This window comes from Streptomyces sp. NPDC014006, assembly GCF_043088925.1.
Classification (GTDB): Bacteria; Actinomycetota; Actinomycetes; order Streptomycetales; family Streptomycetaceae; genus Streptomyces.
Window position 1 is genome coordinate 125,453 of sequence record NZ_JBICAJ010000004.1, and the last position, 25,661, is coordinate 151,113.

18 protein-coding genes are annotated in these 25,661 nt (G+C 70.8%); 5 read left to right on the plus strand and 13 right to left on the minus strand.

The annotated features are described in order from the left end of the window. Positions 1 to 20 precede the first annotated feature (20 nt). From ACF1GV_RS15805 to ACF1GV_RS15825, 5 genes are all read right to left on the minus strand, one after another. A complete protein-coding gene (locus ACF1GV_RS15805) occupies positions 21 to 920 on the minus strand; it encodes an STAS domain-containing protein (RefSeq protein WP_391680600.1) in 900 nt (299 codons plus the stop codon). Positions 921 to 1,242: 322 nt separating this feature from the next. Then, positions 1,243 to 1,653: an STAS domain-containing protein gene (locus tag ACF1GV_RS15810; RefSeq protein ID WP_391680601.1), complete on the minus strand. Its 411-nt coding sequence runs from the start codon at positions 1,651 to 1,653 to the stop codon at positions 1,243 to 1,245. 162 nt (positions 1,654 to 1,815) lie between these two features. Continuing rightward, complete coding sequence (locus ACF1GV_RS15815) at positions 1,816 to 4,281, minus strand: SpoIIE family protein phosphatase (RefSeq protein WP_391680602.1); 2,466 nt, start codon at positions 4,279 to 4,281, stop codon at positions 1,816 to 1,818. Between the two features lie 7 nt (positions 4,282 to 4,288). Further along, entirely contained in the window at positions 4,289 to 8,557 is a 4,269-nt protein-coding gene (locus ACF1GV_RS15820; RefSeq protein ID WP_391680604.1) for a HAMP domain-containing protein, read from the minus strand. A 456-nt stretch (positions 8,558 to 9,013) separates the two neighbouring features. Then, positions 9,014 to 9,448, minus strand: coding sequence for an ATP-binding protein (locus ACF1GV_RS15825; protein WP_363266758.1), 435 nt, complete (start codon positions 9,446 to 9,448; stop codon positions 9,014 to 9,016). A gap of 211 nt (positions 9,449 to 9,659) precedes the next feature. On the opposite strand from ACF1GV_RS15825, the gene ACF1GV_RS15830 reads away from it, so the two are divergent. Then, on the plus strand, positions 9,660 to 9,947 hold the full coding sequence (locus ACF1GV_RS15830; protein WP_391680606.1) for a DUF4190 domain-containing protein: 288 nt from the start codon (positions 9,660 to 9,662) through the stop codon (positions 9,945 to 9,947). A gap of 60 nt (positions 9,948 to 10,007) precedes the next feature. Here the strand turns inward: ACF1GV_RS15830 and ACF1GV_RS15835 are convergent, their stop codons facing one another. Continuing rightward, positions 10,008 to 11,903, minus strand: a complete 1,896-nt coding sequence (locus ACF1GV_RS15835; RefSeq protein WP_391680608.1) for an AMP-dependent synthetase/ligase — start codon at positions 11,901 to 11,903, stop codon at positions 10,008 to 10,010. Positions 11,904 to 12,064: 161 nt separating this feature from the next. Between ACF1GV_RS15835 and ACF1GV_RS15840 the strand changes: the two genes are divergently transcribed. Then, positions 12,065 to 12,298 (plus strand): DUF6480 family protein, encoded by a 234-nt coding sequence (locus tag ACF1GV_RS15840; protein WP_363266762.1) that lies wholly within the window; start codon positions 12,065 to 12,067, stop codon positions 12,296 to 12,298. 43 nt (positions 12,299 to 12,341) lie between these two features. On the opposite strand, the gene ACF1GV_RS15845 is transcribed toward ACF1GV_RS15840, so the two are convergent. The 6 genes from ACF1GV_RS15845 to ACF1GV_RS15870 form a co-directional block, all read right to left on the minus strand. Beyond that, a complete protein-coding gene (locus ACF1GV_RS15845) occupies positions 12,342 to 13,430 on the minus strand; it encodes a glutamate--cysteine ligase (protein ID WP_391680610.1) in 1,089 nt (362 codons plus the stop codon). Between the two features lie 61 nt (positions 13,431 to 13,491). Further along, positions 13,492 to 15,705, minus strand: a complete 2,214-nt coding sequence (gene glgB, locus ACF1GV_RS15850) for a 1,4-alpha-glucan branching enzyme (RefSeq protein WP_391680611.1) — start codon at positions 15,703 to 15,705, stop codon at positions 13,492 to 13,494. A 3-nt stretch (positions 15,706 to 15,708) separates the two neighbouring features. Further along, entirely contained in the window at positions 15,709 to 17,097 is a 1,389-nt protein-coding gene (locus tag ACF1GV_RS15855; RefSeq protein ID WP_391680612.1) for a maltokinase, read from the minus strand. A gap of 25 nt (positions 17,098 to 17,122) precedes the next feature. Further along, the gene (treS, locus tag ACF1GV_RS15860) at positions 17,123 to 18,841 is read right to left on the minus strand and encodes a maltose alpha-D-glucosyltransferase (RefSeq protein WP_391680614.1); all 1,719 of its coding nucleotides are present in this window, start codon (positions 18,839 to 18,841) and stop codon (positions 17,123 to 17,125) included. Positions 18,842 to 18,873: 32 nt separating this feature from the next. Then, positions 18,874 to 20,829: an alpha-1,4-glucan--maltose-1-phosphate maltosyltransferase gene (locus ACF1GV_RS15865; protein WP_391680615.1), complete on the minus strand. Its 1,956-nt coding sequence runs from the start codon at positions 20,827 to 20,829 to the stop codon at positions 18,874 to 18,876. Positions 20,830 to 20,901: 72 nt separating this feature from the next. Then, positions 20,902 to 21,201 (minus strand): DUF5133 domain-containing protein, encoded by a 300-nt coding sequence (locus ACF1GV_RS15870; RefSeq protein ID WP_363266769.1) that lies wholly within the window; start codon positions 21,199 to 21,201, stop codon positions 20,902 to 20,904. Positions 21,202 to 21,493: 292 nt separating this feature from the next. Between ACF1GV_RS15870 and ACF1GV_RS15875 the strand changes: the two genes are divergently transcribed. Both ACF1GV_RS15875 and glgX read left to right on the plus strand, forming a co-directional pair. Beyond that, complete coding sequence (locus ACF1GV_RS15875) at positions 21,494 to 22,000, plus strand: pep a2 (protein WP_363266770.1); 507 nt, start codon at positions 21,494 to 21,496, stop codon at positions 21,998 to 22,000. Between the two features lie 29 nt (positions 22,001 to 22,029). Then, positions 22,030 to 24,174 carry a glycogen debranching protein GlgX gene (gene glgX / locus ACF1GV_RS15880; protein ID WP_391681596.1) on the plus strand — a complete coding sequence of 715 codons (2,145 nt, stop codon included), beginning with the start codon at positions 22,030 to 22,032 and terminating at the stop codon, positions 24,172 to 24,174. Between the two features lie 134 nt (positions 24,175 to 24,308). Here glgX and ACF1GV_RS15885 read toward each other — a convergent pair whose 3' ends face one another. Beyond that, positions 24,309 to 25,118: a VOC family protein gene (locus ACF1GV_RS15885; protein WP_391680617.1), complete on the minus strand. Its 810-nt coding sequence runs from the start codon at positions 25,116 to 25,118 to the stop codon at positions 24,309 to 24,311. A 130-nt stretch (positions 25,119 to 25,248) separates the two neighbouring features. Here ACF1GV_RS15885 and ACF1GV_RS15890 point away from each other — a divergent pair, with 130 nt between their 5' ends. Further along, entirely contained in the window at positions 25,249 to 25,584 is a 336-nt protein-coding gene (locus tag ACF1GV_RS15890) for an ANTAR domain-containing protein (RefSeq protein ID WP_391680619.1), read from the plus strand. Positions 25,585 to 25,661 lie beyond the last annotated feature (77 nt).

Below are 25,661 nucleotides of genomic sequence, written 5' to 3' on the forward strand. Positions count from 1 at the left end.
CGGATGCGAAAAGCCCTCGGTCACCGCGGACCCGCACCGCCGGGAGTGGGACCGGTGATGCCGACGCCCAGTTCGTGCAGGGCGTAGGCCAGCGCGTCGGCGAGGGAGGCACGCGTCTTCACCGAGCCGAGGTCCAGACCGAGGTGGACGATGGTCTGCGCGATGGCCGGGCGGATACCGGAGACGACGCACTCGGCGCCCATCAGGGCGGCCGCCTGCACCGTCTTCATCAGGTGCTGCGCCACCAGCGAGTCCACGGTCGGCACGCCCGTGATGTCCAGGATGGCGAAGCGCGCCTTCTGCTCGACGACCGCTTCCAGCAGCGTCTCCATCACGACCTGGCTGCGGGCGCTGTCCAGGGTGCCGATCAGCGGCACGGCGACCACGCCGTTCCACAGCTGGATGACGGGTGTCGCCACCTCCAGCAGCTGCAGCCGCTGCCGGTCGATCAGCGCCTGCCCCTCCAGGACCGCCGTCTCCATGACGACCAGGCGCAGCGTGCCGAGGAGCACGGTCAGTGCCTCCGAGCACTCCCGCACCCGCTCGGACGGCGCCTCGGCGAGGTCGGCCAGCAGCAGTTCCACGGTGGGCCGGCGCAACGAGTCCAGTTCGCCGGAGATCTGCCCGGGGGTCAGCCCGGCGCGGGCCCGGGCGGCGCCCATCCGGCCGAGCTGCTCGCGTACGGCGGCGAAACCGGGCGCGTCCAGCGACGCGACGCGCTCGGACGCGGCCACGTCGGCCAGCGCGTCCGCCACCGCCTTGCCCGCTTCCACCGCCTCGTCGCGCGAGACGGTGAACACCGTGCGGAACAGCGGCTCGTCGGCCCACCGCTGGGCGATCTGTTCACGGCGGCGGCGCAGGAACGCCGCGACGTCCCGTGCGGGCGAGCCGTGGTCGGCTGACGCTTCGTGCTCCGGCACGTGTGTCACTCCTCAATCTGCGTTGCATCGCTGCGGCCTGCGGAAGGCGCCGAGAGGCGATGTGATCTCTGCCGGTCGCCCACTGTAACCATGCTCGAACGACCGACGACACCGGGTCGAGGCCATTGAACCCGAGGGCGGAGGGCCCTTGGGAGTGCCGGTACGACACGCGGTGAAGGCGGGAACCGGTGTTCGGGGCCGGGCTGCGCCGCGTGCGTGCACCACGACGACCCCGGTGACGGTGAGACCCGTCCCGGGGTGAGAACGATCACAAGATGATCATGCGCGGACCCGGCCGGAGCCCGTCCGGGTCCGCGCCGCGTCAGGCTCGGGGCGCCTCCGCGTTCTCGGGGTTCTCGGGGTTCTGCGCGCCCCGGTCGATCAGCGCCAGCGCCTCCTGCACCGAATCCGAGATCGGGACGGTGATGCTCACGCCCGTGAGGTCGAGGACACGCCGCACCGCGGGGGTCGGCGCGATGACGTGCACGGTCCCGGGCAGATCGCGGGCCTCCTGGTACACGCGCAGGATGATGTTCATCCCGGAGGAGTCCATGAACGGCACCGCCGACAGGTCCAGCAGGAAGTGCTTGCGGCCGTGGTGCAGCTGGTTGGCCAGATGGGCCTGGAACTCCGTCGCCGTGTCGAGGTCCAGATGCCCCTCGACCACGACCAGGGCGACATCCTCCCGGGGCAGGGTGACCTCGACGGAGAGCGGGTTCTGGGCAAGGGGCACGGGTACCTCCAACAAGAGCGGGCGGCCGGGTCGGGTCGGTGAGGCGGGTGCCGGTGCGCCCGCCCGTCAGGGCTGCCGCCCATGGTCGTTTCACTGCCCACCCGCGGTTACCCCCGAACAGCACAGCCATGCCTCCCCAGATCGTGTGGTTTTGCCGCGCGCTCAGGTGACGTGGATGCCCACGATGCACGTGTCGTCGTCCGTGTCCGACCGGCTGTACGTCAGCAGCCGGTCGAGCTGGTGGTCCAGGGCGGCCGGCGCGCTGCGCGCGGTGGTGAGCAGATGGGCCAGCGAGTCCTCCATGGAACGGTCGCGCCGCTCGATCAGACCGTCCGTGAACATCAGCAGCGTGTCCCCCGGAGACAGCGCGACCTCGTCCTCCTCGTACGGCGCCTCCGGCACGGCGCCCAGCAGTATGCCCTTGACCAGCGGCAGGGGACTGGCCTGCGCCGAGCGCACCAGGACGGGCGGCAGATGCCCGGCCCTGGCCCAGCGCAGGGTGCGCCGATGAGGGTCGTACAGGGCGCACACGGCCGTCGCGGTGACGGCGCCGGTCAGATGGTGCGCGACGATGTTGAGCCAGGACAGCAGCTGGCCGGGGCCGGCTCCGGTGACCGCGAGGCCGCGCAGCGCGTTGCGCAGCACCACCATGCTGGTCGCCGCCTCGATACCGTGCCCGGCCACGTCGCCGACGCACAGCAGCACCAGCCCGGAGGGCAGCACCACGGCGTCGTACCAGTCGCCGCCCACCAGGTGCTCGGTCTCGGCCGGCCGGTAGCGCACGGCCACCTGCAGCCCCTGCACCGCCAGCGGATCGCGCGTGGGCGGCATGATGGCCTGCTGCAACTGCAGCGCCAGCCGGCTGCGTTCACTTGCCTGCTGCTCGGTGTGGGCGAGCTGGTCCCGGGTGGCGGCGAGCGCCACCTCCGTCCAGTGCTGGGAGGAGATGTCCTGGTACGCCCCGCGTACGGCGACCAGCCGGCCGTCGGTGTCCAGCACCGGCTCGGCCACGATGCGCATGTGGCGCGTCACCCCGTCCCGCCGCTGCAACCGGAACGCCGTCGAGGACGGCCGCCGGTGGTGCAGCACGGTCCGCAGGAACCGGCCCAGGGCGACCGAGTCGTCCGGGTGCGCGTGTGCGGGGACTTCCTCCAGGGGGACCGGGGTGGCCGACGGGGAACGCCCGTACAGGTCGAACAGCTGTCCGTTCCAGGTGATCTCGCCGGTGAGCGCGTTCTCCTCGAAGCCGCCGATCCGGCCGAGTCGCTGGGCGTGCTGCAGCAGGCTGGCCAGCCGCGCGGCCTCGTCCTCGATGCGCCAGATGAGCAGGACGCAGGAGCCGTGCCGGCTGATGCTGATGTCCGCGACCGCCGACAGCGGCACCTGGTCGACCAGGGCGGTCAGGCTCATCCGCTGGGCCCGGAACGGCTCCCCGGTGGCGTAGACGCGCTCGATCTGCTGGAACAGCTCGCTCTGGCCGGCGGCCATCGGGAACGCCTCCAGCAGCAGCGCACCGCTGACGACCGCCCTCGGCCGGCCCGCCGGATCGAGGAAGCGGCCGTTGACGTGCTGGATGCGGAAGTCGGCCAGCTGCCCCGAGGCGTCCAGATGCGGCACGAGGACCAGCGCCGGGTCGTGCAACCCGTCGGCCAGGTCGATCAGCTCCGCCGCGTCCGGCAGCAGCCGCGGCTCGCTGTCGCCGAAGGCCTCGGGCGGGTAGCTGTGCAGGGTGTGGGCGCACAGCTCGGCCAGTGCCTCCACCTGCCTCACCACCTGCGGCGACACCGGCGCGAGCGGCTCGGGCCAGGCGATCTCCAGCACTCCGAGCACACGCCCCGCGGTACCGGCGGGCAGCGCCACCCGCCCGCCCTCCGGGTACATCCGGCGGCCGATGGTGGGCAGCCCGGTCGCCGCCAGCGACGTCATCCACTGGCCCTCGGGCTCGGTCAGGCCACGCCGGGCCACGGTCGCCACCTCGGGCGGGATGTAATGCCAGCGCGCGGTCTCCGCGGCGGCGAACCCGGCGCTCCCGGCCAGGGTGAGGGACCCGTCCGGACCGGCCGACCAGATGGCGACGGCCACCGCGCCGAGCGGCTGCAGGGCGTGCTGCAGCAGCGACTGGGCGACGGACTGGGTGTCGCCGGCGGCCAGCGCGCCGCTCTCCGCGGCCCGCAGCCGCACAGCCGCCGAACCGTCGCCGGCGCCCCCGCCCGTCTCGCCACCCGTCTCGACGGTGGCGAGGAAGGACTTCGCGACCTCCGACATCCGGTCCCGGGCGGACTGGTTGATGACGTCGACGGCGAACTCCAGCGGCGTCATGCGGGCCTGCTCGGCCAGCTCGGTCAGCTGCCGGGCGGCCTCGGCCGGCCCGCACCCGAGACGCTCCACGAGGATGCCCTTGGCCAGCTCGATGAGGGCGCGGCCCTCCGCCTCCGCCTGCGCGGCCCGCACCTCACGGCGCAGCCGCTCCACGGTCGCCGCGAGCCGTCCCACCGGAGAGTTCGTGGGCACCCCGGCCCACCGGCCGGGCGAGGCGTCCGGGGCGACCGCGGGCGTACCGCCCGCCGCCGGCCCGGGCGCCTGCTGCGCGATGTCGGCCTGATCGGCCGACTCCTGGGAAGAACTCATGCCGCCCTCACCCGGTCAGCCAGCGCCGGACACAGGACATGAGGTCGTCCGTGTCGACGGGTTTGGTGACGTAGTCACTGGCCCCGGCCGCGATGCTCTTCTCCCGGTCGCCGGGCATCGCCTTGGCGGTGACGGCGATGATCGGCAGATCGGCGAACTGCGGCATGCCGCGGATCTCGGCGGTGGCCGCATAGCCGTCCATCTCCGGCATCATCACGTCCATCAGCACCAGCGCGACGTCCGGATGGGCGAGCAGCGTCTCGATGCCCTCGCGGCCGTTCTCGGCGTGCAGCACCCGCAGACCGTGCAGCTCCAGAATGCCGCTGAGCGCGAAGAGGTTGCGGGCGTCGTCGTCGACGACCAGGACCGTGCGGCCGTCCGTGGCCGCGTCGTGCTCCGAGGAAGGCGTCTCCTCCACCCGTACCAGGGGCACCGCCTCTCCGGGTTCCTCGGCCGACAGATGCAGGGTGATCCGTTCGCGCAGCTCGTCCAGTCCGGCCAGGAACTCCAGCGGGCGTCCCTCGGCGCGCGCGGCGAGCACCTTCTCCTGGGCGGCGCCGGGGCGCCGGCTGCCGTGGTGCACCAGCACGGGCACATTGGCGAGCGCCGAGTCGCCGTGCAGCGCGTCCAGGAACCGGATCGCCTCCTCCTCCGGCATGCCCATGTCGAGAACGACGCAGTGGCACGGCTCGGCCGCCAGCGCACCGGCCGCCTCCTGCGCCCCCACCGCCGTGATGACCTCGATGAAGGGCGCCTCGGTGCCGTCGTCCCGGGTGCGCCCCATGTCGGCGATCACACTCTCGGCGACCAGCGTGAGCAGGCCTCGCGGGCGTTCCTCCAGCACGAGCAGGCGGCGCGGCCGTGGCGCGGCGGTGAGCGGCGAGCCGATCGGGACCGGCCGGCCGGTCACCTCCGCGGGCTCCGCGTTCCCGGTGATCTCCGGCCGGCGGGCGGCCACGAGCGCCTCCTCGAAGTCGGCCCGGGCCACCGGCAGGAACAGGGTGAAGGTGCTGCCGCGGCCCGGTGCGCTGTCCACCGTGACGGCGCCGCCGAGCAGATGGGCGATCTCCCGCGTGATGGACAGTCCGAGTCCGGTCCCGCCGTACTTGCGGCTGGTGGTGCCGTCGGCCTGCTGGAACGCCCCGAAGATGGACTCCAGATGCTGCTCCGGGATGCCGATGCCGGTGTCCTTCACGCGGAAGGCCACGATCGTGCCGCCCCGGACGACGGGTGCCGGCACCTCGTCGTCGACCGCGGGTCCGATGCTCAGCTCCACGCTGCCCTGCTCGGTGAACTTCACCGCGTTGGACAGCAGGTTGCGCAGGATCTGCCGCAGCCGGGAGTCGTCGGTGAGCAGATCGGCGGGCGCACCGGCCGCCGTCGTCACTTGGAAGTCGAGGCCCTTCTGCGTGGTCAGCGGACGGAAGGTGGCCTCGACGTAGTCGAGCAGCCGCTGCAGCTCGACGCGCTCGGGCGCCACGTCCATCTTCCCGGCCTCCACCTTCGACAGGTCGAGGATGTCGTTGATGAGCTGGAGCAGGTCCGAGCCGGCGGAGTGGATGATCTGCGCGTACTCCACCTGCTTCGCCGTGAGATTGCGCGAGGGGTTCTGCGCGAGCAACTGGGCGAGGATCAGCAGGCTGTTGAGCGGGGTGCGCAGCTCGTGGCTCATGTTGGCCAGGAATTCCGACTTGTACTTGGAGGCGAGCGACAGCTGCTGCGCGCGCGTCTCCAGCTCCTGCCGGGCCTGTTCGATCTGCAGGTTCTTGGCCTCGATGTCGCGGTTGCGCTCGGCCAGCAGCGAGGCCTTGTCCTCCAGTTCGGCGTTGGAGCGCTGCAACTCCTCCTGCTGCACCTGCAGTTCGGCGGAGCGGGCCTGCAGCTCTGCGGTCAGGCGCTGCGACTCGCCGAGCAGCTCGTCGGTGCGGGCGTTGGCCACGATGGTGTTGACGTTGACGCCGATGGTCTCCATCAGCTGGGTCAGGAAGTCCTGGTGGGTCTGTGTGAACGGCGTCACGGAGGCCAGTTCGATCACGCCGAGGACCTGGCCCTCCACCACGATCGGCAGGACCACCAGGGCGGTCGGCGGGACCTGCCCGAGCCCGGAGGAGATGCTCACATAGCCCGGCGGCAGCTCGTCCACGGTGATGGCCCGCCGGCTGCGGGCGGCCTGGCCGACCAGGCTGCGTCCGAAGCGGATGCGGGTCGGCCGCGCGTCGTCGTCGGGCCACCCGTAGGCGCCCACCAGCCGCAGCTCGGGCCCGTCGGCGCTCTCCTCGGCCAGGTAGAAGGCGCCGTACTGGGCGGACACCAGCGGCACCAGCTCGTCCATGATCAGCTCGGCGACCACCGGCAGGTCCCGGTGGCCCTGCATCAGGCCGGAGATCCGCGCGAGGTTCGTCTTGAGCCAGTCCTGCTCCTGGTTGGCCCGGGTGGTCTCGCGCAGGGACTCCACCATGGAGTTGATGTTGTCCTTGAGCTCGGCGACCTCGCCGGAGGCCTCGACGTTGATGGACCGCGTCAGGTCTCCCTCGGCGACGGCGCTGGCGACCTCGGCGATCGCCCGCACCTGCCGGGTCAGGTTGCCGGCCAGCTCGTTGACGTTCTCCGTCAGCCGCTTCCAGGTGCCGGAGACCCCCTCGACCTCGGCCTGGCCGCCGAGGCGGCCTTCGGTGCCGACCTCGCGGGCGACGCGGGTGACCTCGTCGGCGAAGGCGGAGAGCTGGTCGACCATCGTGTTGATGGTCGTCTTCAGCTCCAGGATCTCGCCACGGGCGTCGACGTCGATCTTCTTCGACAGATCGCCGCGGGCCACCGCCGTCGTCACCAGCGCGATGTTGCGCACCTGGCCGGTGAGGTTGTTCGCCATCGAGTTGACGTTGTCGGTGAGGTCCTTCCACGTGCCCGCCACATTGGGCACCTGCGCCTGGCCGCCGAGCCGGCCCTCGGTGCCGACCTCGCGGGCGACGCGGGTGACCTCGTCGGCGAACGCCGACAGTGTGTCGACCATCGTGTTGATGACGTCGGCCAGCGCGGCGACCTCGCCCTTGGCCTCCACGGTGATCTTCTGGGACAGGTCGCCCTTGGCGACGGCGGTGGCGACCTGGGCGATGGAGCGCACCTGGCTGGTCAGGTTGGACGCCATCACGTTGACGTTGTCGGTGAGGTCCTTCCAGGTCCCGGAGACCCCGCGGACATGGGCCTGCCCGCCGAGGCGGCCCTCGGTGCCGACCTCGCGGGCGACGCGGGTGACCTCGTCGGCGAAGGCGGACAGCTGGTCGACCATCGTGTTGATGGTCTCCTTGAGGTCCAGGATCTCGCCGCGCGCGTCCACGGTGATCTTCTGCGACAGGTCGCCCTGCGCGACGGCGGTGGCGACCTGGGCGACGTTGCGCACCTGGGCCGTCAGGTTGCCGCCCATGAAGTTCACCGAATCGGTGAGATCCCGCCAGGTGCCCTTGACGCCCTTGACGTCCGCCTGGCCGCCGAGGCGGCCTTCCGTGCCGACCTCGCGGGCGACGCGGGTGACTTCGTCGGCGAAGGCGGAGAGCTGGTCGACCATCGTGTTGATGGTGTTCTTCAGCTCCAGGATCTCGCCGCGTGCGTCGACGGTGATCTTCTGCGACAGGTCGCCCTGCGCGACGGCGGTCGTCACCTGGGCGACGTTGCGCACCTGCGCGGTGAGATTGCCGGCCATCAGGTTGACGGAGTCGGTGAGATCCCGCCAGACACCGGCGACCCCGGGCACCTGGGCCTGGCCGCCGAGGCGGCCCTCGCTGCCGACCTCGCGGGCGACGCGGGTGACCTCGTCGGCGAAGGCGGAGAGCTGGTCGACCATCGTGTTGACGGTGTTCTTCAGCTGGAGGATCTCGCCGCGGGCGGGCACGTCGATCTTCTGGGACAGATCACCCTTGGCCACGGCCGTGGCGACCTGCGCGATGTCACGCACCTGTGTGGTCAGGTTGCCCGCCATCGCGTTGACGGAGTCGGTCAGATCGGCCCAGGTGCCGGAGACCCCCGGCACCTCGGCCTGGCCGCCGAGCGTCCCCTCGGTGCCCACCTCCCGCGCCACCCGGGTCACTTCGGAGGTGAAGACCGACAGCTGGTCGACCATGCCGTTGAAGACCTTGGCGATGTCGCCCATCAGCCCGCCGACATCGTCGGGCAGCCGCGTACCGAAGTCGCCGTCCCGGACCGCCGTCAGGCCGACCAGGAGCCTCTTGAGCTCCTGGTCGGCCGGGACCGGGTCCACGGCCTCGGTCGTGTTGCTGGTCATCCGTCCCCTCGTTCCCAGGTCACAGTCGTCCGCCAGGTGGTGTCTTCGCAGTTCACGAGGACTGAGGCGGTGTGAGAAATACGCCGCAGATTAACCCACGCAGCCGACCGGCGACACAGCATCCCGTCAAAGAACGGTCACACGGAAACTGCACGTCACGCACCATGTGTGCGAAGCGTGAAACCGGGTACCCGGTTGGATTTTCGGGTGGTCCGGCGAAGGACCGCGCACCGCGCGAGCGAGCTTGCGCCGGCCTCACGGAGCGGCCGAAAACCGTCCCTCGCGGGGCGCGGCATGCTGATCGTCCTTGCGTGCGGCACGCTGGTCCGGCGGCCGGGCCGGCGGCCCGCCGTCAGCCCGTGCCTGAGGGGTGGCAGCACGGTCGGCGTACCGGTGGTGTGACGTGCCGTTGCCCGGCCCCGCCGAGGGAACGGGGGCCGGGCAACGGGTCCGCGGTCACCAGGGCAGGAAGACGTGCACGTCCTTGCCGTCGTCGTTCGTCACCACACTGACCTGGGTGCACAGGGTCTGCACCAGGTACCAGCCGATGCCCCCGCCCCCGCGGCTGGGGTGGAAGGGGCGCGGAGTCGGCGGGGTGGTGCTGGTGTCGTGCAGGACGACGTGCACACCGTCGAAGGTCCGCCGCAGCTGCAGCTCGAAGGGGCCCGGGGCGTACTGCACCGCGTTGGCGGCCAGCTCTGTGACGATCAACACGATGTCGTGCCAGCACTCGTCCGCAGAGGGCGGCTGGATCCTGGCCAGAGCGCGGAGGAAGTCCTCCGCGGCCAGCCGGGCTCCAGTCACGTCCCGTGGTTCGCCCTCGAAACGTGTCGTGCGGTGCGGCATATCTCGGGTGGTCAGCGCATTGTCCCAACGCGGCTCGGTTGCCATGTCCCATCCACTACCCCGGCGACAGCAGGGCGGTCGTCCCTTCTTGTGAGCATTCCGTTGCCATCTGGAGGGTTCCCAGGGGTCTGGAAGGTACGCGTCTCGATCCATCAGCACCATCGAAAACGTATTCGTTTCCCGGCGGAATGCGGACCCGCTCCGGGGGCACCCGACGGCCGTAGGAGCCCAACACCCCCTATACCGGGAGAATCTGATGTCGAGTTACGGCAGTTCCCCTGCCGCGTCCTCCGGTTCGCGCACCAACGGTCTGGCGATCGCCGGCCTCGTCTGCGGCATCGTCGGCGTGTTCTTCGCCAGCGTGATCCTCGGCCCGCTCGCGATCGTGTTCGGAGCCGTCGGCCTGCGCCAGGCGCCCGTGAAGGGCGGCGGCGGCATGGCCAAGGCCGGTGTGGTGCTCGGCGTCATCGACCTGATCATTTTCGTGGTGCTGATCTCGCTGGCCGCCTCCCACGGCGGCTTCAGCTGGTACGTCGGCAGCTGACCGGGCCTCGTCGCCACCATGGTCGCCGGCCTCGCGTGCCATGCTTGGTGACCTCACATGTCACCGGAACACATCGTCGGAGTCGTCCCAGCCGGGCGGCTCCGACGCGTAGTGCCGCGCCGGGCGTGAGCGGGCCGCGTACATCGCCTCGATCTCGGCGGCGTACGCCCGCACGATCGCGTCCCGGCGCAGCTTCAGCGACGGGGTCAGCAGCCCGCTCGCCTGGTCGAACGGCTCCGGCAGCACACGGAAGACCCGCACCGACTCCGACCGCGACACCGCGCTGTTGGCCGCGGCCACGGCCCGCCCGATCTCCTCACGCAGCGCGTTCTCCTCACGGGCCTCCCGCAGCGGATGGCTGCCCGGCAGCGCCAGCGAGCGCCGCCAGTGCGTCAGGAACTCCGGGTCCAAGGTGATCAGCGCCCCCACGCACGGCCGGTTGTCGCCTACGACGACGGCCTGATGGACGAGGGGATGCATGCGCAGCCGCTGCTCCAGGAAGGCCGGCGCCACACTCTTGCCGCCGCTGGTGATGATCACGTCCTTCTTCCGGCCGGTGATGGTCAGATACCCCTCGCCGTCCAGGTGTCCGAGGTCACCGGTGGCCAGCCAGCCGCCGCGCAGCACGGCCCGGCTGGCGGCCCGGTTCCCGACGTATCCCTGGAACACCGACGGCCCGCGCACCAGGATCTCCCCGTCCTCGGCGGTCCGGATCTCCATCCCGGGCAGGGCCTGCCCGACCGTCCCCGCCTTCTCCCGGCCCAGCGGCTGCATGGTGATCCCGCCGGCGGTCTCCGTCAGCCCGTACCCGTCGTGCACATAGATGCCGATGCCCTCGTAGAACCAGGACAGCTCCCGGTGCAGCGGTGATCCGCCGGACGTCGCCCGCGTCACCCGGCCGCCCAGCGCCGCCCGCAGCCGCCGGTACACCGTCCGCTCGTACAGGGCGTGCTGCAGCCGCAGCTCGAACCCGGGTCCCCCGCCACGGCCCGTGCGCTGCCGCTCACAGGCCGCCGCGAAATCCCGCGCCGTCTGCGCCGCCCGCTCGAACAGAGCGCCGCGGCCGGCCCGCTGGGCGGTGCGCAGGAACGTCTTGTACACCTTCTCGAACACCGACGGCACCGCGTAGAAGTACGTCGGCCGCAAGGTGCGCAGCGCCGAGGACAGCGCCTCCTCGCTCATGTCCGGCTCGTGCCCCAGCAGTACCCCGCCGCGCAGGCACAGGCCCTGGATCATCAGGCCGTACACATGGGAGAACGGAAGGAAGGCGAGCACGGACGCCTGCTGCCCGGGCGGTGCCGCCGTGTGCCCCCAGCCCGCCAGCAGTGTGTCGCAGGGATGCGCCAGGGCCCGGTGGCTCAGCGCGCACCCCATCGGCCGGCCCGAACTGCCGGAGGTGTACGCGACGACCGCCGTCGAGTCGGGCAGCACGAGCCGGCGCAGCGAGTCCACCGTGGTCGGCGCGATGGGCGCACCGCGCTCCGCCAGCTGCCCGAGCGCCCCCGCGTCCAGCTGCCACACATGCCGCAGCCGCGGCAGCGAGGCGCACACCGAGCCGACCGTCATCACGCTCGGCTCGTCCTCGACGGCCACCCCCACACACTCGGCGTCCCGCAGGATGAGCGCCACCTGGTCCCGGGAGGCCGTCGGATGCACCGGCACCACTTCGGCTCCCACCGCCCACAGCGCGTGGCACAGCAGCGTCCACTCGTAACGGGTGCGGGCCATGATCGCGACGCGGTCGCCCGGCCGGATCCCGGAAGCCACCAGCCCCCGGGCCAGGCCGAGCACCTGATCGCGCACCTCCACGGCCGTGACCTCGTCCCATCCGCCGTCGGCGCGACGGCGCGCCAGCGCGGGCCGCACCGGGTCGCGGTCGGCGGCGGCGAAGACACTGTCGGCCAGCCCACCGGTCAGCGGGGCGACGACCGGGGGAGCGAGGGCGGACTCGGGCATGCGCTGCTCCTGGGGATGCGCGGGCGGCTCCACCGCTGACCTGCGGGACCACCCAGGTCGGCGGTGGGGGGACTCTAGCTCCGCCGGGCCGCGCGCGGTGCCCGGTTCGCGGAAGTGATGCCGCTTCGTTGGTCCCGCCCCCTATGGGGGACTCGGAAGGCATGAGTTACACCAACCCCGACCCCGAACCGGAACGCACCACCGGACTGGAACCGGGCGGCGGCGTCCCCCCGGGCGAGACCCCGCCCGCGGAGAGCAGCCTGCCCGAGGCCGGCCCCCGCGAGGTGCACAACCCGCCCAAGGGCTGGGCGAAGACCCCGCTGGTGCTGATCATCGTCCTCGTGGTGCTGGTGGCGGCCTTCTTCCTGGCCTACGCCATCTCCCTGGCCCTGTGAGCGACCGCGCGGATCCCGGCCGGGCAACGGTACCGCCGGGACCTCAGGCCTGCGTGTGCTGTACGCACTCCGCGACCACGTCCCGCAGGCTGTCGGTGCGCTCCAGCAGCGCGCGCTGGATCCGGGCGCCGTTGCCGTCGCGCAGCAGCCGGGCACACGACTCGCGGGCGTACTCCAGGTCCCCGCTGTCGGCGAGGGCCTCCTCGACATGCCTGAGCAGCGCCTGGAGGACCTCCTCGGCGGGCGCCGGCCGCATGGTCGCCGGATGCACCAGCTCGCCGTCGATCCCGGAGCGCGCGGCCCGCCAGGCCGCCAGCCGCAGCATGCTCACGCTGTGCCCGGCCGGCTCCACCCCCGCCCGCCACTGCCGTGCCGCGGTCTCGACAAGACCCCGCACCAGCGTGGCGACGAGCACCGCCGTGTCCGCGTGCAGACACACGTCCGAGACCCGGATCTCCACCGTCGGGTACCGCTCCGAGAGGCGGGCGTCGAAGTAGACCATCGCCTTGTCGAGGATCACCCCGGTGGCGACCATGTCGTCCACCCGCTGCCGGTAGCCCGCGACCGACCCGAACAGCTCGGTCGGTCCGGCCGAGGGCCAGCGCCCCCACACCCGGCTGCGGTAACTGCGGTAACCGGAATCCCGGCCCTGCCAGAAGGGCGAGTTGGCGCTCAGCGCGGACAGCACCGGCAGCCAGGGCCGGATCCGGTCGACGACGGCCACGCCTTCCTCGTCGGAGTCCACCGACACATGGACATGGCAGCCGCACACGAGCTGCTCCCGGGTGGCGATGCCGTACTGCTCCGCCATCCACTGGTAGCGGTCGTTCATCCCTATCGCCGGGCTGACCGGAAGGGGCGACGTGGCCAGCGCCGCGACGGTGCAGCCGATGCTCTCGGCGTGCCGGGCCGCTTCCTTGCGGCACCGCACGATCTCCTCGTACAGGTCCGCCATCCCGGACTGCGGCCGGGTGGCGAACTCCAGCATCTGGTCGTACAGCTCCTTCTCGAAGACCTCCTGACCGGCGTCCTCGTGCTCCGCGCGGGCCAGGGCGGCCGCGGACAGAGCCTTGGGATCACCGGTCTCCGGGTCGACGAGGAGCAGCTCCTCCTCCACACCGACTGTGCGCACCTTCAGGCCGCCTTTCCTGGCCGAACCGCTACGGGACGCACAGTCGGGTTCCCCGTGATCGCTACATGGAACGCGGAGGATACGACGACATCCACACCGTCGCCAGCGGAGGCAGCGTGAGCCGGACCTTCCCGTCCTCCGGCTTGACCGGCTCGGGGAGCGTGACGTCGCTGCCGCCGTACTTCGCCGCGTCGGTGTTCAGGACCTCCTGCCAGGCCGTGACGTCGTCACCGACGTGCAGGACGTAGTCGTGGCGGACGACGGGCGAGAAGTTGGACACCGCCAGCAGCGGGCGTCCCTCGGCGTCGTAGCGCACGAACGCGAACACGTTGTCGTCGGCGGCGTCACAGGCCACCCAGCGGAAGCCGGCCGGTTCGGTGTCCCGCTGCCACAGCGCGGGCGTGGCCAGGTACAGGGTGTTCAGATCGCGCACGAGCTCCTGCACCCCGCGGTGGTCGCCCGCCGCCATGTGGCCGGGATCCATCAGCCACCACTCCGGCCCGTGCTCCACGTTCCACTCGCCGCCCTGGGCGAACTCCTGCCCCATGAAGAGGAGTTGCTTGCCCGGGTGAGCCCACATGAAGCCGAGGTAGGCACGGTGGTTGGCGCGGCGCTGCCACCAGTCGCCCGGCATCTTCGACACCAGGGCCTGCTTGCCGTGGACCACCTCGTCGTGGCTGATCGGCAGGACGTAGTTCTCGCTGTAGGCGTACACCATCGAGAACGTCATCTCGTGGTGGTGGTACTTGCGGTGGATCGGCTCCTTGCTCATGTACTGCAGGGAGTCGTGCATCCAGCCCATGTTCCACTTCAGCCCGAAGCCCAGGCCGCCGCTGTCGGTGGGCCGCGTCACGCCGTCCCAGGCCGTGGACTCCTCCGCGATCGTCACGATCCCCGGGCAGCGCCGGTAGACGGTGGCGTTCATCTCCTGCAGGAACGACTTGGCGGCGAGGTCTTCGTTGCCGCCGAAGATGTTCGGCGTCCACTGGCCGTCCTCGCGGGAGTAGTCCAGGTAGAGCATGGAGGCGACGGCGTCCACGCGCAGGCCGTCGATGTGGAACTCCTCGCACCAGTACACCGCGTTGGCGACCAGGAAGTTGCGCACCTCGGTGCGGCCGTAGTCGAACTCGTACGTGCCCCAGTCGGGGTGCTCCGCCCGCTGGTCGTCCCCGGGTTCGTACAGCGGGTCACCGTCGAAGCGGGCCAGCGCCCAGTCGTCTTTCGGGAAGTGCGCCGGCACCCAGTCCATGATCACGCCGATGCCGGCCCGGTGGCAGGCGTCGACGAAATAGCGGAAGTCGTCCGGCGTGCCGAGCCGCGGCATCGGCGCGTAGTGGGACGTGACCTGGTAACCCCACGACCCGCTGAACGGGTGCCCGGCGACCGGCATCAGCTCCACATGCGTGAACCCCATGTCCCTGACGTACGCCGGCAGCTCCTCCGCGAGTTCGCGGTAGGTCAGGCCGGGTCGCCAGGAGGGCAGGTGGACTTCGTAGACCGAGAACGGCGCCCGGTGCACCGGAACGTCACCGCGGTGCGCCATCCAGTCCGCGTCACCCCACTCGTGCGCCGACGCCGTCACGATCGACGCGGTGTCCGGCGGCACCTCCGTGCACCGCGCCATGGGGTCGGCCTTCAGGAAGCGGTGCCCGTAGCGCGAGGTGATCTCGAACTTGTACCGGGTGCCCTCGCCGACCCCGGGCAGGAACAGCTCCCACACCCCGGACGCGCCGAGCGAGCGCATCGGGAACTGGGTGCCGTCCCAGTAGGTGAAGTCCGCGGCGACCCGCACGCCCTGCGCGTTCGGCGCCCACACCGTGAACCGGGTGCCGGCCACGCCCTCGTGGGTCATCGGCTCCGCGCCGAGCGCCTTCCACAGCTGCTCGTGCCGGCCCTCCCGGATCAGGTGCAGATCGAACTCGCCGAGCGCCGGCAGGAACCGGTACGGGTCGTCCACCACGTACTCGGCGTCCTCGTACGCGACCGCCAGCTTGTAGTTGGGGATCTTCTTGAGCGGCAGCACGGCCGAGAACAGACCGTCGCCGTCCGAGGTCAGCGGATGCCGCTTGCGGCCGACCACCACGCTGACCGCGCGGGCGAAGGGACGCAGCGCCCGGAAGAGCACCCCGCCCGGCACCGGGTGAACGCCCAGCAGGGCGTGCGGATCGTGATGGGCACCCGCCAGCAGCCGGCCCCGGTCGGCCGGGTCCAGGTCGGTGGCCGCTGTGCGGGCCGGGCCCGACGGCTCGGGGAGTGAGGTGTCGCGGAGCGCCACGGGTCAGTCTCCTCTCACGGCGAGTCGTTCGATCGCCGCCATGGGTACGGGAAGCCAGGCAGGACGGTGCTTGGCCTCGTAGAGCACTTCGTACACAGCCCTGTCCGTCTCGTAGGCGCGCAGCAGGGCGTGCTTCTTGCGCGGATCCCAGCCCGCCCGCGCGGCGTAACCCGCGCAATAGGCCTCGCGGCAGCGGCGCGCCCACTCGGGACGCCACGGCCTGCGCTGCCGGGCCGCGTAGTCGAAGGAGCGCAGCATGCCGGCGATGTCCCGCACCGGCGAGTGGGTGCTGCGCCGCTCGGTCAGCGGCCGTGACGGTTCGCCCTCGAAGTCGATGACGAACCACTCCCGTCCGGCGCGCAGCACCTGACCCAGGTGCAGGTCACCGTGGATGCGCTGGGCCGGCGGGCCCGGGTCGCAGGCGCCGAGCGCGCCGAACGCCGCCCGCAGTCCCGGCACGTGCGGGCGCAGCGCCTTGACCTGGTGGGCGGCGGCGTTCAGCCGCTCGGTCATCGCATCCGCCAGCCGTGCGTTCTCCGCGTGGCCGTCGGCCGGGAAGGCCGCGGCGAGCGCGAGGTGCACCTCGGCGGTGGCGGCGCCCAGCGCGCTCGCCTCCGCGGTGAAGTCCTCACCGCGCGAGAGGGCCTGCAGGGCCAGCGTCCAGCCGTCGGAGGCGTTCGGCAGGAACGGCTGCAGCACGCCCAGCGTCGCCTCCTGGGGCCGGCTGGTCCGCATCCACGCCACCGGAGCCGGCACCCGCGCACAGCCCTCCCGGGCGAGCGCGAGCGGCACCTCCAGATCCGGGTTGATACCAGGCTGGATACGCCGGAACAGCTTCAGGATGAACGCGTCGCCGTACACCAGCGACGTGTTGGACTGCTCGGCGTCCAGCAGCCGGGGCGCGAGACCGGACGGGATCGGCACCGACGGATCGGAGTCGAACAGCAGCGGCCCCAGCGTCCCGGAGTGCCGCATCCGCTCCAGCAGCAGATGCGCCGAGCGCGGGTCCAGCAGCGCGTCGTAGACCGTGAGACCGGCCATCGGGCCGCTCTCCGCCCGCCCGATCAGCGCCTTGCCCAGCCGGGGCGAGAGATGCTCCTGGAAGCCGAGCAGCAACTGGTAGCAGTCGCCGCCGGCCGGAGCCGCCGACCCGCCGGGCGCGGGCACCCCGGCGTGCGGCGGGGGCGACCCGGCGTGCGCGGCATGGATGAGCACATGCAGACAGCCCGGGAACAGCTCGGTCATCGACAGCAGACGCAGATCCGTGACCGGCCGGTCCTTCCCGGCGAACCAGCGTTGCCGTGGCAGCCACTCGCGCAGCAGACCCGCGAGCGAGTCCAGATGCAGAGCGATGCCGGAAGTGCTCGGCTGGAGGGATGCGGTCTTCGGCATGGTGACGCGTCCTTTCCTCGGCGCGCTACTGTCGGCGGCCGATGCGGGATGCGACTCGGGCGAGCCGGAACCAGTAGAAGCCGTGGCCTGCGATGGTGAGCAGGTAGGGCAGCTCTCCGATGGCGGGGAAGCGCACGCCACCGAAGAGTTCGACCGGATGGCGGCCGTCGTAGGCCCGCAGGTCCAGCTCGGTGGGCTGGGCGAAGCGGGAGAAGTTGTGCACGCACAGCACCAGGTCGTCCTCGTACTCGCGCAGGAACGCCAGCACCGCAGGGTTCGACGACGGCAGCTCGGTGTAGGACCCCAGTCCGAAAGCGGGGTTCTGCTTGCGGATCTCGATCATCCGGCGGGTCCAGTGCAGCAGCGACGACGGCGACGCCATGGACGCCTCGACGTTGGTGACCTGGTAGCCGTGGACCGGGTCCATGATCGTGGGCAGATAGAGCCGTCCGGGGTCGGCCGTGGAGAACCCGGCGTTGCGGTCCGGCGTCCACTGCATGGGCGTGCGCACCGCGTCGCGGTCGCCGAGCCAGATGTTGTCGCCCATGCCGATCTCGTCGCCGTAGTAGATGATCGGCGAGCCGGGCAGGGACAGCAGCAGCGCGGTGAACAGCTCGATCGTGTTGCGGTCGTTGTCGAGCAGGGGCGCGAGGCGCCGGCGGATGCCGATGTTGGCGCGCATCCGCGGGTCCTTGGCGTACTCCGCCCACATGTAGTCGCGCTCTTCGTCCGTCACCATCTCGAGCGTCAGCTCGTCGTGGTTGCGCAGGAAGATGCCCCACTGGCAGCCGTCCGGGATCGGCGGGGTCTTCGCGAGGATTTCCGACACCGGGTACCGGGATTCCCGCCGTACGGCCATGAAGATGCGCGGCATGACCGGGAAGTGGAAGGCCATGTGGCACTCGTCGCCGCCCGCGGAGTAGTCGCCGAAGTAGTCGACCACGTCCTCCGGCCACTGGTTGGCCTCCGCCAGCAGCACCGTGTCCGGGTACATCAGGTCGATCTCCCGGCGCACCCGCTTCAGGAACTGATGGGTTGCCGGAAGGTTTTCGCAGTTGCTGCCTTCTTCCGCGTACAGGTACGGCACCGCGTCCAGCCGGAAGCCGTCGATCCCCAGGTCGAGCCAGAACCGCAGCGCGGCCAGGATCTCCTCCTGCACGGCCGGGTTCTCGTAGTTCAGGTCCGGCTGGTGGGAGAAGAACCGGTGGAAGAAGTACTGCCCCCGCACCGGGTCGTACGTCCAGTTGGAGCTCTCGGTGTCGACGAAGATGATCCGGGCGTCCGGGTAGCCCTTGTCGTGGTCGGCCCACATGTAGTAGTCGCCGTACGGGCCGTCCGGGTTCTTGCGCGACTCCTGGAACCACGGGTGCTGGTCGCTGGTGTGGTTCATGACGAAGTCGATGATCACGCGCATGCCGCGCTGGTGGGCGGCGTCCACGAACTCCACGAAGTCGGCCAGGTCACCGAACTCGGGCAGGACCGAGGTGTAGTCGGCGACGTCGTAGCCGCCGTCCCGCAGCGGTGACTTGAAGAAGGGCGGCAGCCACAGGCAGTCCACGCCCAGCCACTGCAGATAGTCGAGTTTGGCGGTCAGGCCCTTGAGGTCGCCGACGCCGTCGCCGTTGCTGTCCTGGAAGGAGCGGACGAGGACCTCGTAGAAGACAGCGCGCTTGAACCAGTCGGGGTCCCGGTCCTTCGCCGGGGTGTCCTCGAATGTGTCCGGGACGGGCTCGTTGACGGACATGGGGCTGATCGACCTCCGTTTCGTGGGGTGGCTCACCGGACGTGGAACACGTGGGCCGGCGTCCGACCGGGTTCGAGGCGCACGTAGTTGGCGCTGCCCCAGCGGTAGGTCGCACCGGTCAGTTCGTCGTGCACGGTCGTCTCGGCGTGCCGGTCCAGGCCGAGGTGCGGCATGTCCAACGAGACGGTGGCCTCCTGGGTGTGGTGGGGATCGAGGTTCACCACCACGAGCACCGTGTCGTCACCCTCGCGCTTGCTGTAGGCGATGACCGCGTCGTTGTCGGTGGCGTGGAAACGGAGGTTGCGCAGCCGGCGCAGCGCCGGGTGGCCGCGCCGGATCTCGTTCAGGCGGGCGATCAGCGGAGCGATGCTGCGGCCCTCGCGCTCGGCCGCCTCCCAGTCACGCGCCACAAGCTGGTACTTCTCCGAGTGCAGATACTCCTCGCTGCCCTGCTTCAGCGGGGTGTTCTCGCACAGCTCGTAACCGGAGTAGACGCCCCAGGTGGGGGAGAGGGTCGCCGCGAGCACCGCACGCACCTCGAAGGCGGGCCGTCCGCCGTGCTGGAGGTAGCCCGGCAGGATGTCCGGGGTGTTGGCGAAGAAGTTCGGCCGCATGTAGGAGGCCGCCTCACCGGACAGCTCGGTTAGGTACTCCGTCAGCTCCTGCTTGCTGTTGCGCCAGGTGAAGTAGGTGTATGACTGCTGGAAGCCGATCTGGGCCAGGGTGTGCATCATCGCCGGGCGGGTGAACGCCTCGGCCAGGAAGATCACGTCCGGGTCGGAGGCGTTGATGTCCGCGATCACCCGCTCCCAGAAGACCACCGGCTTGGTGTGCGGGTTGTCCACGCGGAAGATCCGCACCCCGTGGTCCATCCAGTGCCGCAGGACGCGGACCGTCTCCTTGACCAGGCCGTCCATGTCCTGGTCGAAGGCGATCGGATAGATGTCCTGGTACTTCTTCGGCGGGTTCTCGGCGTAGGCGATCGTCCCGTCGGGGCGGTGGTGGAACCACTCGGGGTGCTTGTGCACCCAAGGATGGTCGGGTGAGCACTGGAGTGCGAAGTCCAGGGCGATCTCCAGACCGTGCGAGCGGGCCTGCTCGACGAACCAGTCGAAGTCCTCGATCGTGCCCAGCTGAGGGTGCACGGCGTCGTGGCCGCCCTCCGGGGAGCCGATCGCCCACGGCACGCCGACGTCCTCGGGACCGGCGGTGAGGGTGTTGTTCTTCCCCTTGCGGAAGGTCGTGCCGATCGGATGGACGGGCGGCAGGTAGACGACGTCGAAGCCCATCGCGGCGATCTTCGGCAGCCGCCGGGCGGCGGTGCGGAACGTGCCGTGCGGCTGCTCGGGCGTGCCCTCCGAGCGGGGGAAGAACTCGTACCAGGAACCGAACAGAGCCCGCTCCCGCTCCACCAGCAGGGGCATGGCCTTGGACGCGGTGACCAGGTCGCGCAGCGGATGGCAGGCCAGGACCTCGTCCACCTCCGGCGCCAGCGCGGCGGCGTAACGGTCCTGCACCGGCAACGAGTCGTCGAGCAGCCTCTTCGCGGTCTCCCGCAGCAGGGTGCGCGCCGGGCCGCGCGGCGCCCGGGCCGCCGCCCGCTCGTACAGCTGGCCGCCCTCCTCCAGCACCAGGCCCGTGTCGATGTCCGCCGGGATCTTGATGGCGGCGTGCCGGCGCCAGGTGGTGACCGGGTCGCTCCACGCCTCCACGGTGTACGTCCAGTGGCCCTCCGCGTCAGGGGTCACCTCGGCGCCCCAGCGGTCGCTGCCCTCGGCCAGTTCACGCAGAGGAGTCCACGGCCCCTTGCGGCCGTCCGGGCCGCGCAGGACGACATTCGCGCCCACCGCGTCGTGCCCCTCGCGGAACACGGTCGCGGTGACCATGAACGTCTCGCCCACGACGGCCTTCGCCGGTCGCCTGCCGCACTCCACGCGCGGATGGACATCCCGCACGGGGATACGGCCGATGGGCCTGGTGGACTTCATCGTGAACCTCCTGCGTGCTCGAAGCCGGGCCGTGACCCGGCTGGTGGATGTCCAAGCTGCACCGGAGGAGGGCTAGTGCTCCGCCGGGAAACGCCGGGCGGAGCGGGTTCCACTCCTGCGCGCCACGTTTTTCGTCCGCCGTCGCGGAGCGCCCTGCCACAGGGAGGTGGCCGCGTCCGACCGCAGATAGCGTTCCGCGGCGTCGGCGGCCTCCCGTGCGCAACGCTTGCCCATCAGCACGCACAGGGTGTATCCCGTGTCCTCGAAGGTTGCCCGCACCGCGCTGTCGGCGGGCGAGGCGAGCATGGCCCGCTCCCAGGCGCGGTAACGCTGCAGATGCCTGGCGACTTCGGCTTTCGCGGGTAGCAGCATGGCGCTGTTCACCTTCCGGGAGTGCGAGAGGTACGACGCCCGACGGACGGGCCGGCCGCGTACGCAGAGGGGCATCAGCCGAAAAACCTCTCGTGGCCTTCACTTATGGTGCACGTGCGATGACCTACCGTCCTGTTGGATCTTGGCCGTGGTGCGCTCGTGTTGCACGAATGGCGTATCACCCTCAGTGTTGGGGGTGACTCAGAAGCGAACATCGCTCACGCTTCGTGTTCGGGGTACCGCCCGCCAGGGCGTTAGGAGCCTGAGCGTCGCCGGTGAGGAGCCAACGACGATGAAGACCGCAGTGCCCTGCTACTACCACCTCGACGTGGAAGTCAGCCCGGAGCGGGTCGGACAGGTCAGGCGCATCATGGCCGCGCACCTGAAGTACTGGGACCTGGAGAACCTGGTCGAGCCCGTGTGCCGCAGCACCGAGATGCTGCTGCGGGCCATCGACGAACACGCCACCGACAAGAACACGTCCATCGAGATGTGGTGGAACGGTCAGCACCTGATCACCGCCATCGGGGAGAACGACTGCGAGCTGCGCCCGGACCAGGACCTGCGCAGCTGCCTGGAGCGCATCGCGGCGAGCAGCGACGGGTGGGGGTGCTGCGCCACCGACACCGGCAGCAAAGTCATCTGGTTCTCGCAGCGCGCCCGGGTCGGCGACCGCGAGCCGCTGATCCCGACCACCCCGTTCCCGGCCCTGCGCGAGATGCTCCAGGTGCCGCGCGCGCTCCGGACTGTCGCACTGGCCGGCGAGACGGTGGGCGACGTACTGGAGGCGAGCCGGTGACGACCACCGACCCGAAGAAGAAGGCAGGGGTGCCCGTGTGGAGCGGGCACCCCTACCCGCTGGGTGCCGTCCACGACGGCCAGGGCACCAACTTCGCGCTGTTCAGCGAGGTGGCCGAGCGCGTCGAACTGATCCTCGTCGACGATCGCGGCGCCCACCGCACCGTCCCGCTGACCGAGGCGGACGGCTTCGTCTGGCACGGCTACCTGCCGGGCGTCGGACCCGGCCAGCGCTACGGCTACCGGGTCCACGGGCCGTGGGCGCCCGCCATGGGGCACCGCTGCAACCCGGCGAAACTGCTGCTGGACCCCTACGCACGGGCCGTCGACGGGCAGATCGACAACCACCCCTCGCTGTACGAGCGCAACGCCCACGGCCCCGACCCGGCCGACAGCGCCGGGCACACCATGCTCGGTGTGGTCACCGACCCGTACTTCGACTGGGGCGACGACCGGCCGCCGCGCGCTCCTTACGCGGACAGCGTGATCTACGAGGCGCACGTGCGCGGCCTGACCCGTACCCACCCCGACGTGCCGCCCGAACTGCGCGGCACCTACGCCGGCCTCGCCCACCCGGCGATCCTCGAACACCTGACCTCGCTCGGTGTCACCGCCGTGGAGCTGATGCCCGTCCACCAGTTCGTCCAGGACGGCGTCCTGCAGGACAAGGGTCTGGCCAACTACTGGGGCTACAACACCATCGGCTTCTTCGCCCCGCACAACGCCTACGCCGCCCACGGCAGCCGGGGCCAGCAGGTCGCGGAGTTCAAATCGATGGTCAAGGCGATGCACGCGGCCGGCCTCGAGGTCATCCTCGACGTCGTCTACAACCACACCGCCGAGGGCAACGAGAAGGGCCCGACGCTGTCCTTCCGCGGCATCGACAACGCGTCGTACTACCGCCTGGTGGACGGCGACTTCGCGCACTACTACGACACCACCGGCACCGGCAACAGCCTGCTGATGCGCCACCCCTACGTGCTGCAGCTGATCATGGACTCGCTGCGGTACTGGGTGACGGAGATGCACGTCGACGGGTTCCGCTTCGACCTCGCGGCCACCCTGGCCCGGCAGTTCCACGAGGTGGACCGGCTGTCGGCGTTCTTCGACCTGATCCAGCAGGACCCGGTGATCAGCCGGGTGAAGCTGATCGCCGAGCCGTGGGACGTGGGGGAGGGCGGCTACCAGGTGGGCAACTTCCCGCCGCTGTGGTCGGAATGGAACGGCAAGTACCGCGACACGGTACGCGACTTCTGGCGCACCGAGCCCGGCTCGCTCGGCGAGTTCGCCTCCCGCCTGACCGGCTCCTCCGACCTCTACCAGCACAACCGGCGCCGGCCGCGCGCCAGCGTCAACTTCGTCACCGCGCACGACGGTTTCACCCTGCGTGACCTGGTCTCCTACAACGACAAGCACAACGAGGCCAACGGCGAGGGCAACCGCGACGGCGAGAGCCACAACCGGTCCTGGAACTGCGGCACCGAGGGCGAGACCGCCAACCCCGCGGTCCTGGAACTGCGCGCCCGCCAGCAACGCAACCTGCTGGCCACCCTGCTGCTGTCCCAGGGCATCCCGATGCTGTGCCACGGCGACGAACTCGGGCGCACCCAGCGCGGCAACAACAACGCCTACTGCCAGGACAACGACATCTCCTGGATCGACTGGCGGCTGACCGACGAACAGCGCGACCTGGCAGGCTTCACCCGCCGCCTCATCCGCCTGCGCGCGGAGCACCCCGTACTGCGCCGCCGCCGATTCTTCCGCGGCGACACGGTCACCAACGCCGACCAGCCGCTGCCCGACCTCGTCTGGCTGCTGCCGGACGCGCAGGAGATGACCGACGAGGAGTGGCAGCGCTCCGACGCCCACTGCATCGGCGTGTTCCTCAACGGCGACGCCATCGCCGAACCGGACCGCTACGGCCGCCCGGTCGTCGACGACTCCTTCCTCCTCCTGCTCAACAGCTACTGGGAACCCATCGTCTTCACGCTCCCCGACGCCCTGTACGGCACCCGCTGGACGGCCCGCATCGACACCGCGGAGCCGGACGGCGTCCCCGACGAGACCGAGTACAAGGCGGCGACGGACGTCACGGTCGCCTCCCGCAGCCTGGTCGTCCTCTCCCGCCCGGCCCGAGGCCGCAGAAACCCGACCCCGCCCCCGGAACGCAGCTGACGAAGAAGGCGCCGCCGCCCCTGTGGGCGGCGGCGCCTTCTTCGTCAGGGACGCCCCAGGCGTTCAAGGGGTGCGGGGATCTGCGCGACCAGCCACAACGCGACCCGCAGACGAACAACGCACCCCCCGCCCCCTCAGCCGCGCGTCACCGTACGCGAGGTGATCGTGAACTGCGCCCCGTCCGGATCCCGCAGCACAGCCTCATCCGCCCCCTTGCCCAGCACGCTGCCCCCATGCTGTTCCGCCGCCAACGCGCACGCCGTCACGTCGGCCACGGCGAAGTGGACCTGCCAGTGCGGTCGGATCGTCGGATCGGGCGCCGCCTCCAGCGCGCCCGACTCGATCCGGGCCACGACCTCGCCCTCGCTGCGCAGCACGACCTCGTTGCCCTCGTAGCCCACCTCGCAGCAGCCGGGCAGCCGCGAGGCCCAGTCGAGGATCTCGCCGTAGAAGATCGCCGCGTCGAAGGCGTCGCGGGTGTGCAGCCGGATGAAGGCCGGCGCGGCCTGCCGCCAGTTCTCCCAGTTCGTGAAGAGCTCTCCCTCCCAGATCCCGAACGTCGCCCCGTCGCGGTCCGCGATCAGCGCGGCCCGCCCCGGCGGCAGCGAGATCGGGCCCACGGCCACCGTCCCCCCGCGCTCGCGCGCCCGCGAGACGGCCTCGTCCGCGCTCGGCACCGCGAAGTACGGCGTCCACGCCACCGCCATCTGCCACATCGTGGCGACCGCGGCGATCCCGGCGACCGGCACGTCGTCCGCCAGCGCGATCCGGAACCGGTCACCCAGCTTCCCCTTGCGCCACTTCCACCCGAGCACCGCCGAATAGAAGTCCTGGGTCGCCTCCAGATCGCGACTGGTCAGGCTCACCCAGCAGGGTGCGCCGAAGACGTGGTGGGACGAGACGACCTCTGTCGCTCGTGGGGAGGGTGGCGTGTCGTGGTTCATGGCGCTCGCGTCCTGATCTCTTCGGCCGGTCGGCCGCCGGTCCACCTCCAGTGTCCGACCGGATCCCTGCGGGCCGCCTGTCGAATACCCCCGGTGGCGGCGGGCGGCCCCCGGGGGCAACGTGGGAGAGGTGGCACGAGTACCGCGGGACCAGGACGACGAAACCGGTCGGCTCTTCGAGCTCCAGGAAGAAGTGGATCAGCTCAAGGAAGCGGTCACCTCGCACGCCGTGGTCGACCAGGCGATCGGAATGATCGTGGCGCTCGGCCGGATGTCACCTGATGAGGGCTGGCGCGTTCTGAAGGAAGTCTCCCAGCACACCAACATCAAACTGCGCAATGTCGCGGAGCTGATACTGATCTGGGCGCGCAACGGGGAGATGCCGCAGCAGATCCGTGCGGAGCTGGAGGACGCCCTGGACCGCCACGGCCCCACCCAGATCCCGGGGACGCCACCGATCGGGTGACGCCCCCGCATCTGGACCACTGTCCGGATCAGTGCCTGGACCTCTGCCGGGATCAGCGCCCGGATCGAAGACCACTG

Coding starts and splice junctions, on each gene's coding strand:
- ACF1GV_RS15875 (WP_363266770.1), top strand. CDS start 21,494: ATGAAGACCGCAGTGCCCTGCTACTACCACCTCGACGTGGAAGTCAGC.
- ACF1GV_RS15820 (WP_391680604.1), bottom strand. CDS start 8,557: ATGACCAGCAACACGACCGAGGCCGTGGACCCGGTCCCGGCCGACCAG.
- ACF1GV_RS15815 (WP_391680602.1), bottom strand. CDS start 4,281: ATGAGTTCTTCCCAGGAGTCGGCCGATCAGGCCGACATCGCGCAGCAG.
- ACF1GV_RS15830 (WP_391680606.1), top strand. CDS start 9,660: ATGTCGAGTTACGGCAGTTCCCCTGCCGCGTCCTCCGGTTCGCGCACC.
- ACF1GV_RS15825 (WP_363266758.1), bottom strand. CDS start 9,448: ATGGCAACCGAGCCGCGTTGGGACAATGCGCTGACCACCCGAGATATG.
- ACF1GV_RS15870 (WP_363266769.1), bottom strand. CDS start 21,201: ATGCTGCTACCCGCGAAAGCCGAAGTCGCCAGGCATCTGCAGCGTTAC.
- treS (WP_391680614.1), bottom strand. CDS start 18,841: ATGTCCGTCAACGAGCCCGTCCCGGACACATTCGAGGACACCCCGGCG.
- ACF1GV_RS15835 (WP_391680608.1), bottom strand. CDS start 11,903: ATGCCCGAGTCCGCCCTCGCTCCCCCGGTCGTCGCCCCGCTGACCGGT.
- ACF1GV_RS15840 (WP_363266762.1), top strand. CDS start 12,065: ATGAGTTACACCAACCCCGACCCCGAACCGGAACGCACCACCGGACTG.
- ACF1GV_RS15855 (WP_391680612.1), bottom strand. CDS start 17,097: ATGCCGAAGACCGCATCCCTCCAGCCGAGCACTTCCGGCATCGCTCTG.
- ACF1GV_RS15885 (WP_391680617.1), bottom strand. CDS start 25,118: ATGAACCACGACACGCCACCCTCCCCACGAGCGACAGAGGTCGTCTCG.
- ACF1GV_RS15865 (WP_391680615.1), bottom strand. CDS start 20,829: ATGAAGTCCACCAGGCCCATCGGCCGTATCCCCGTGCGGGATGTCCAT.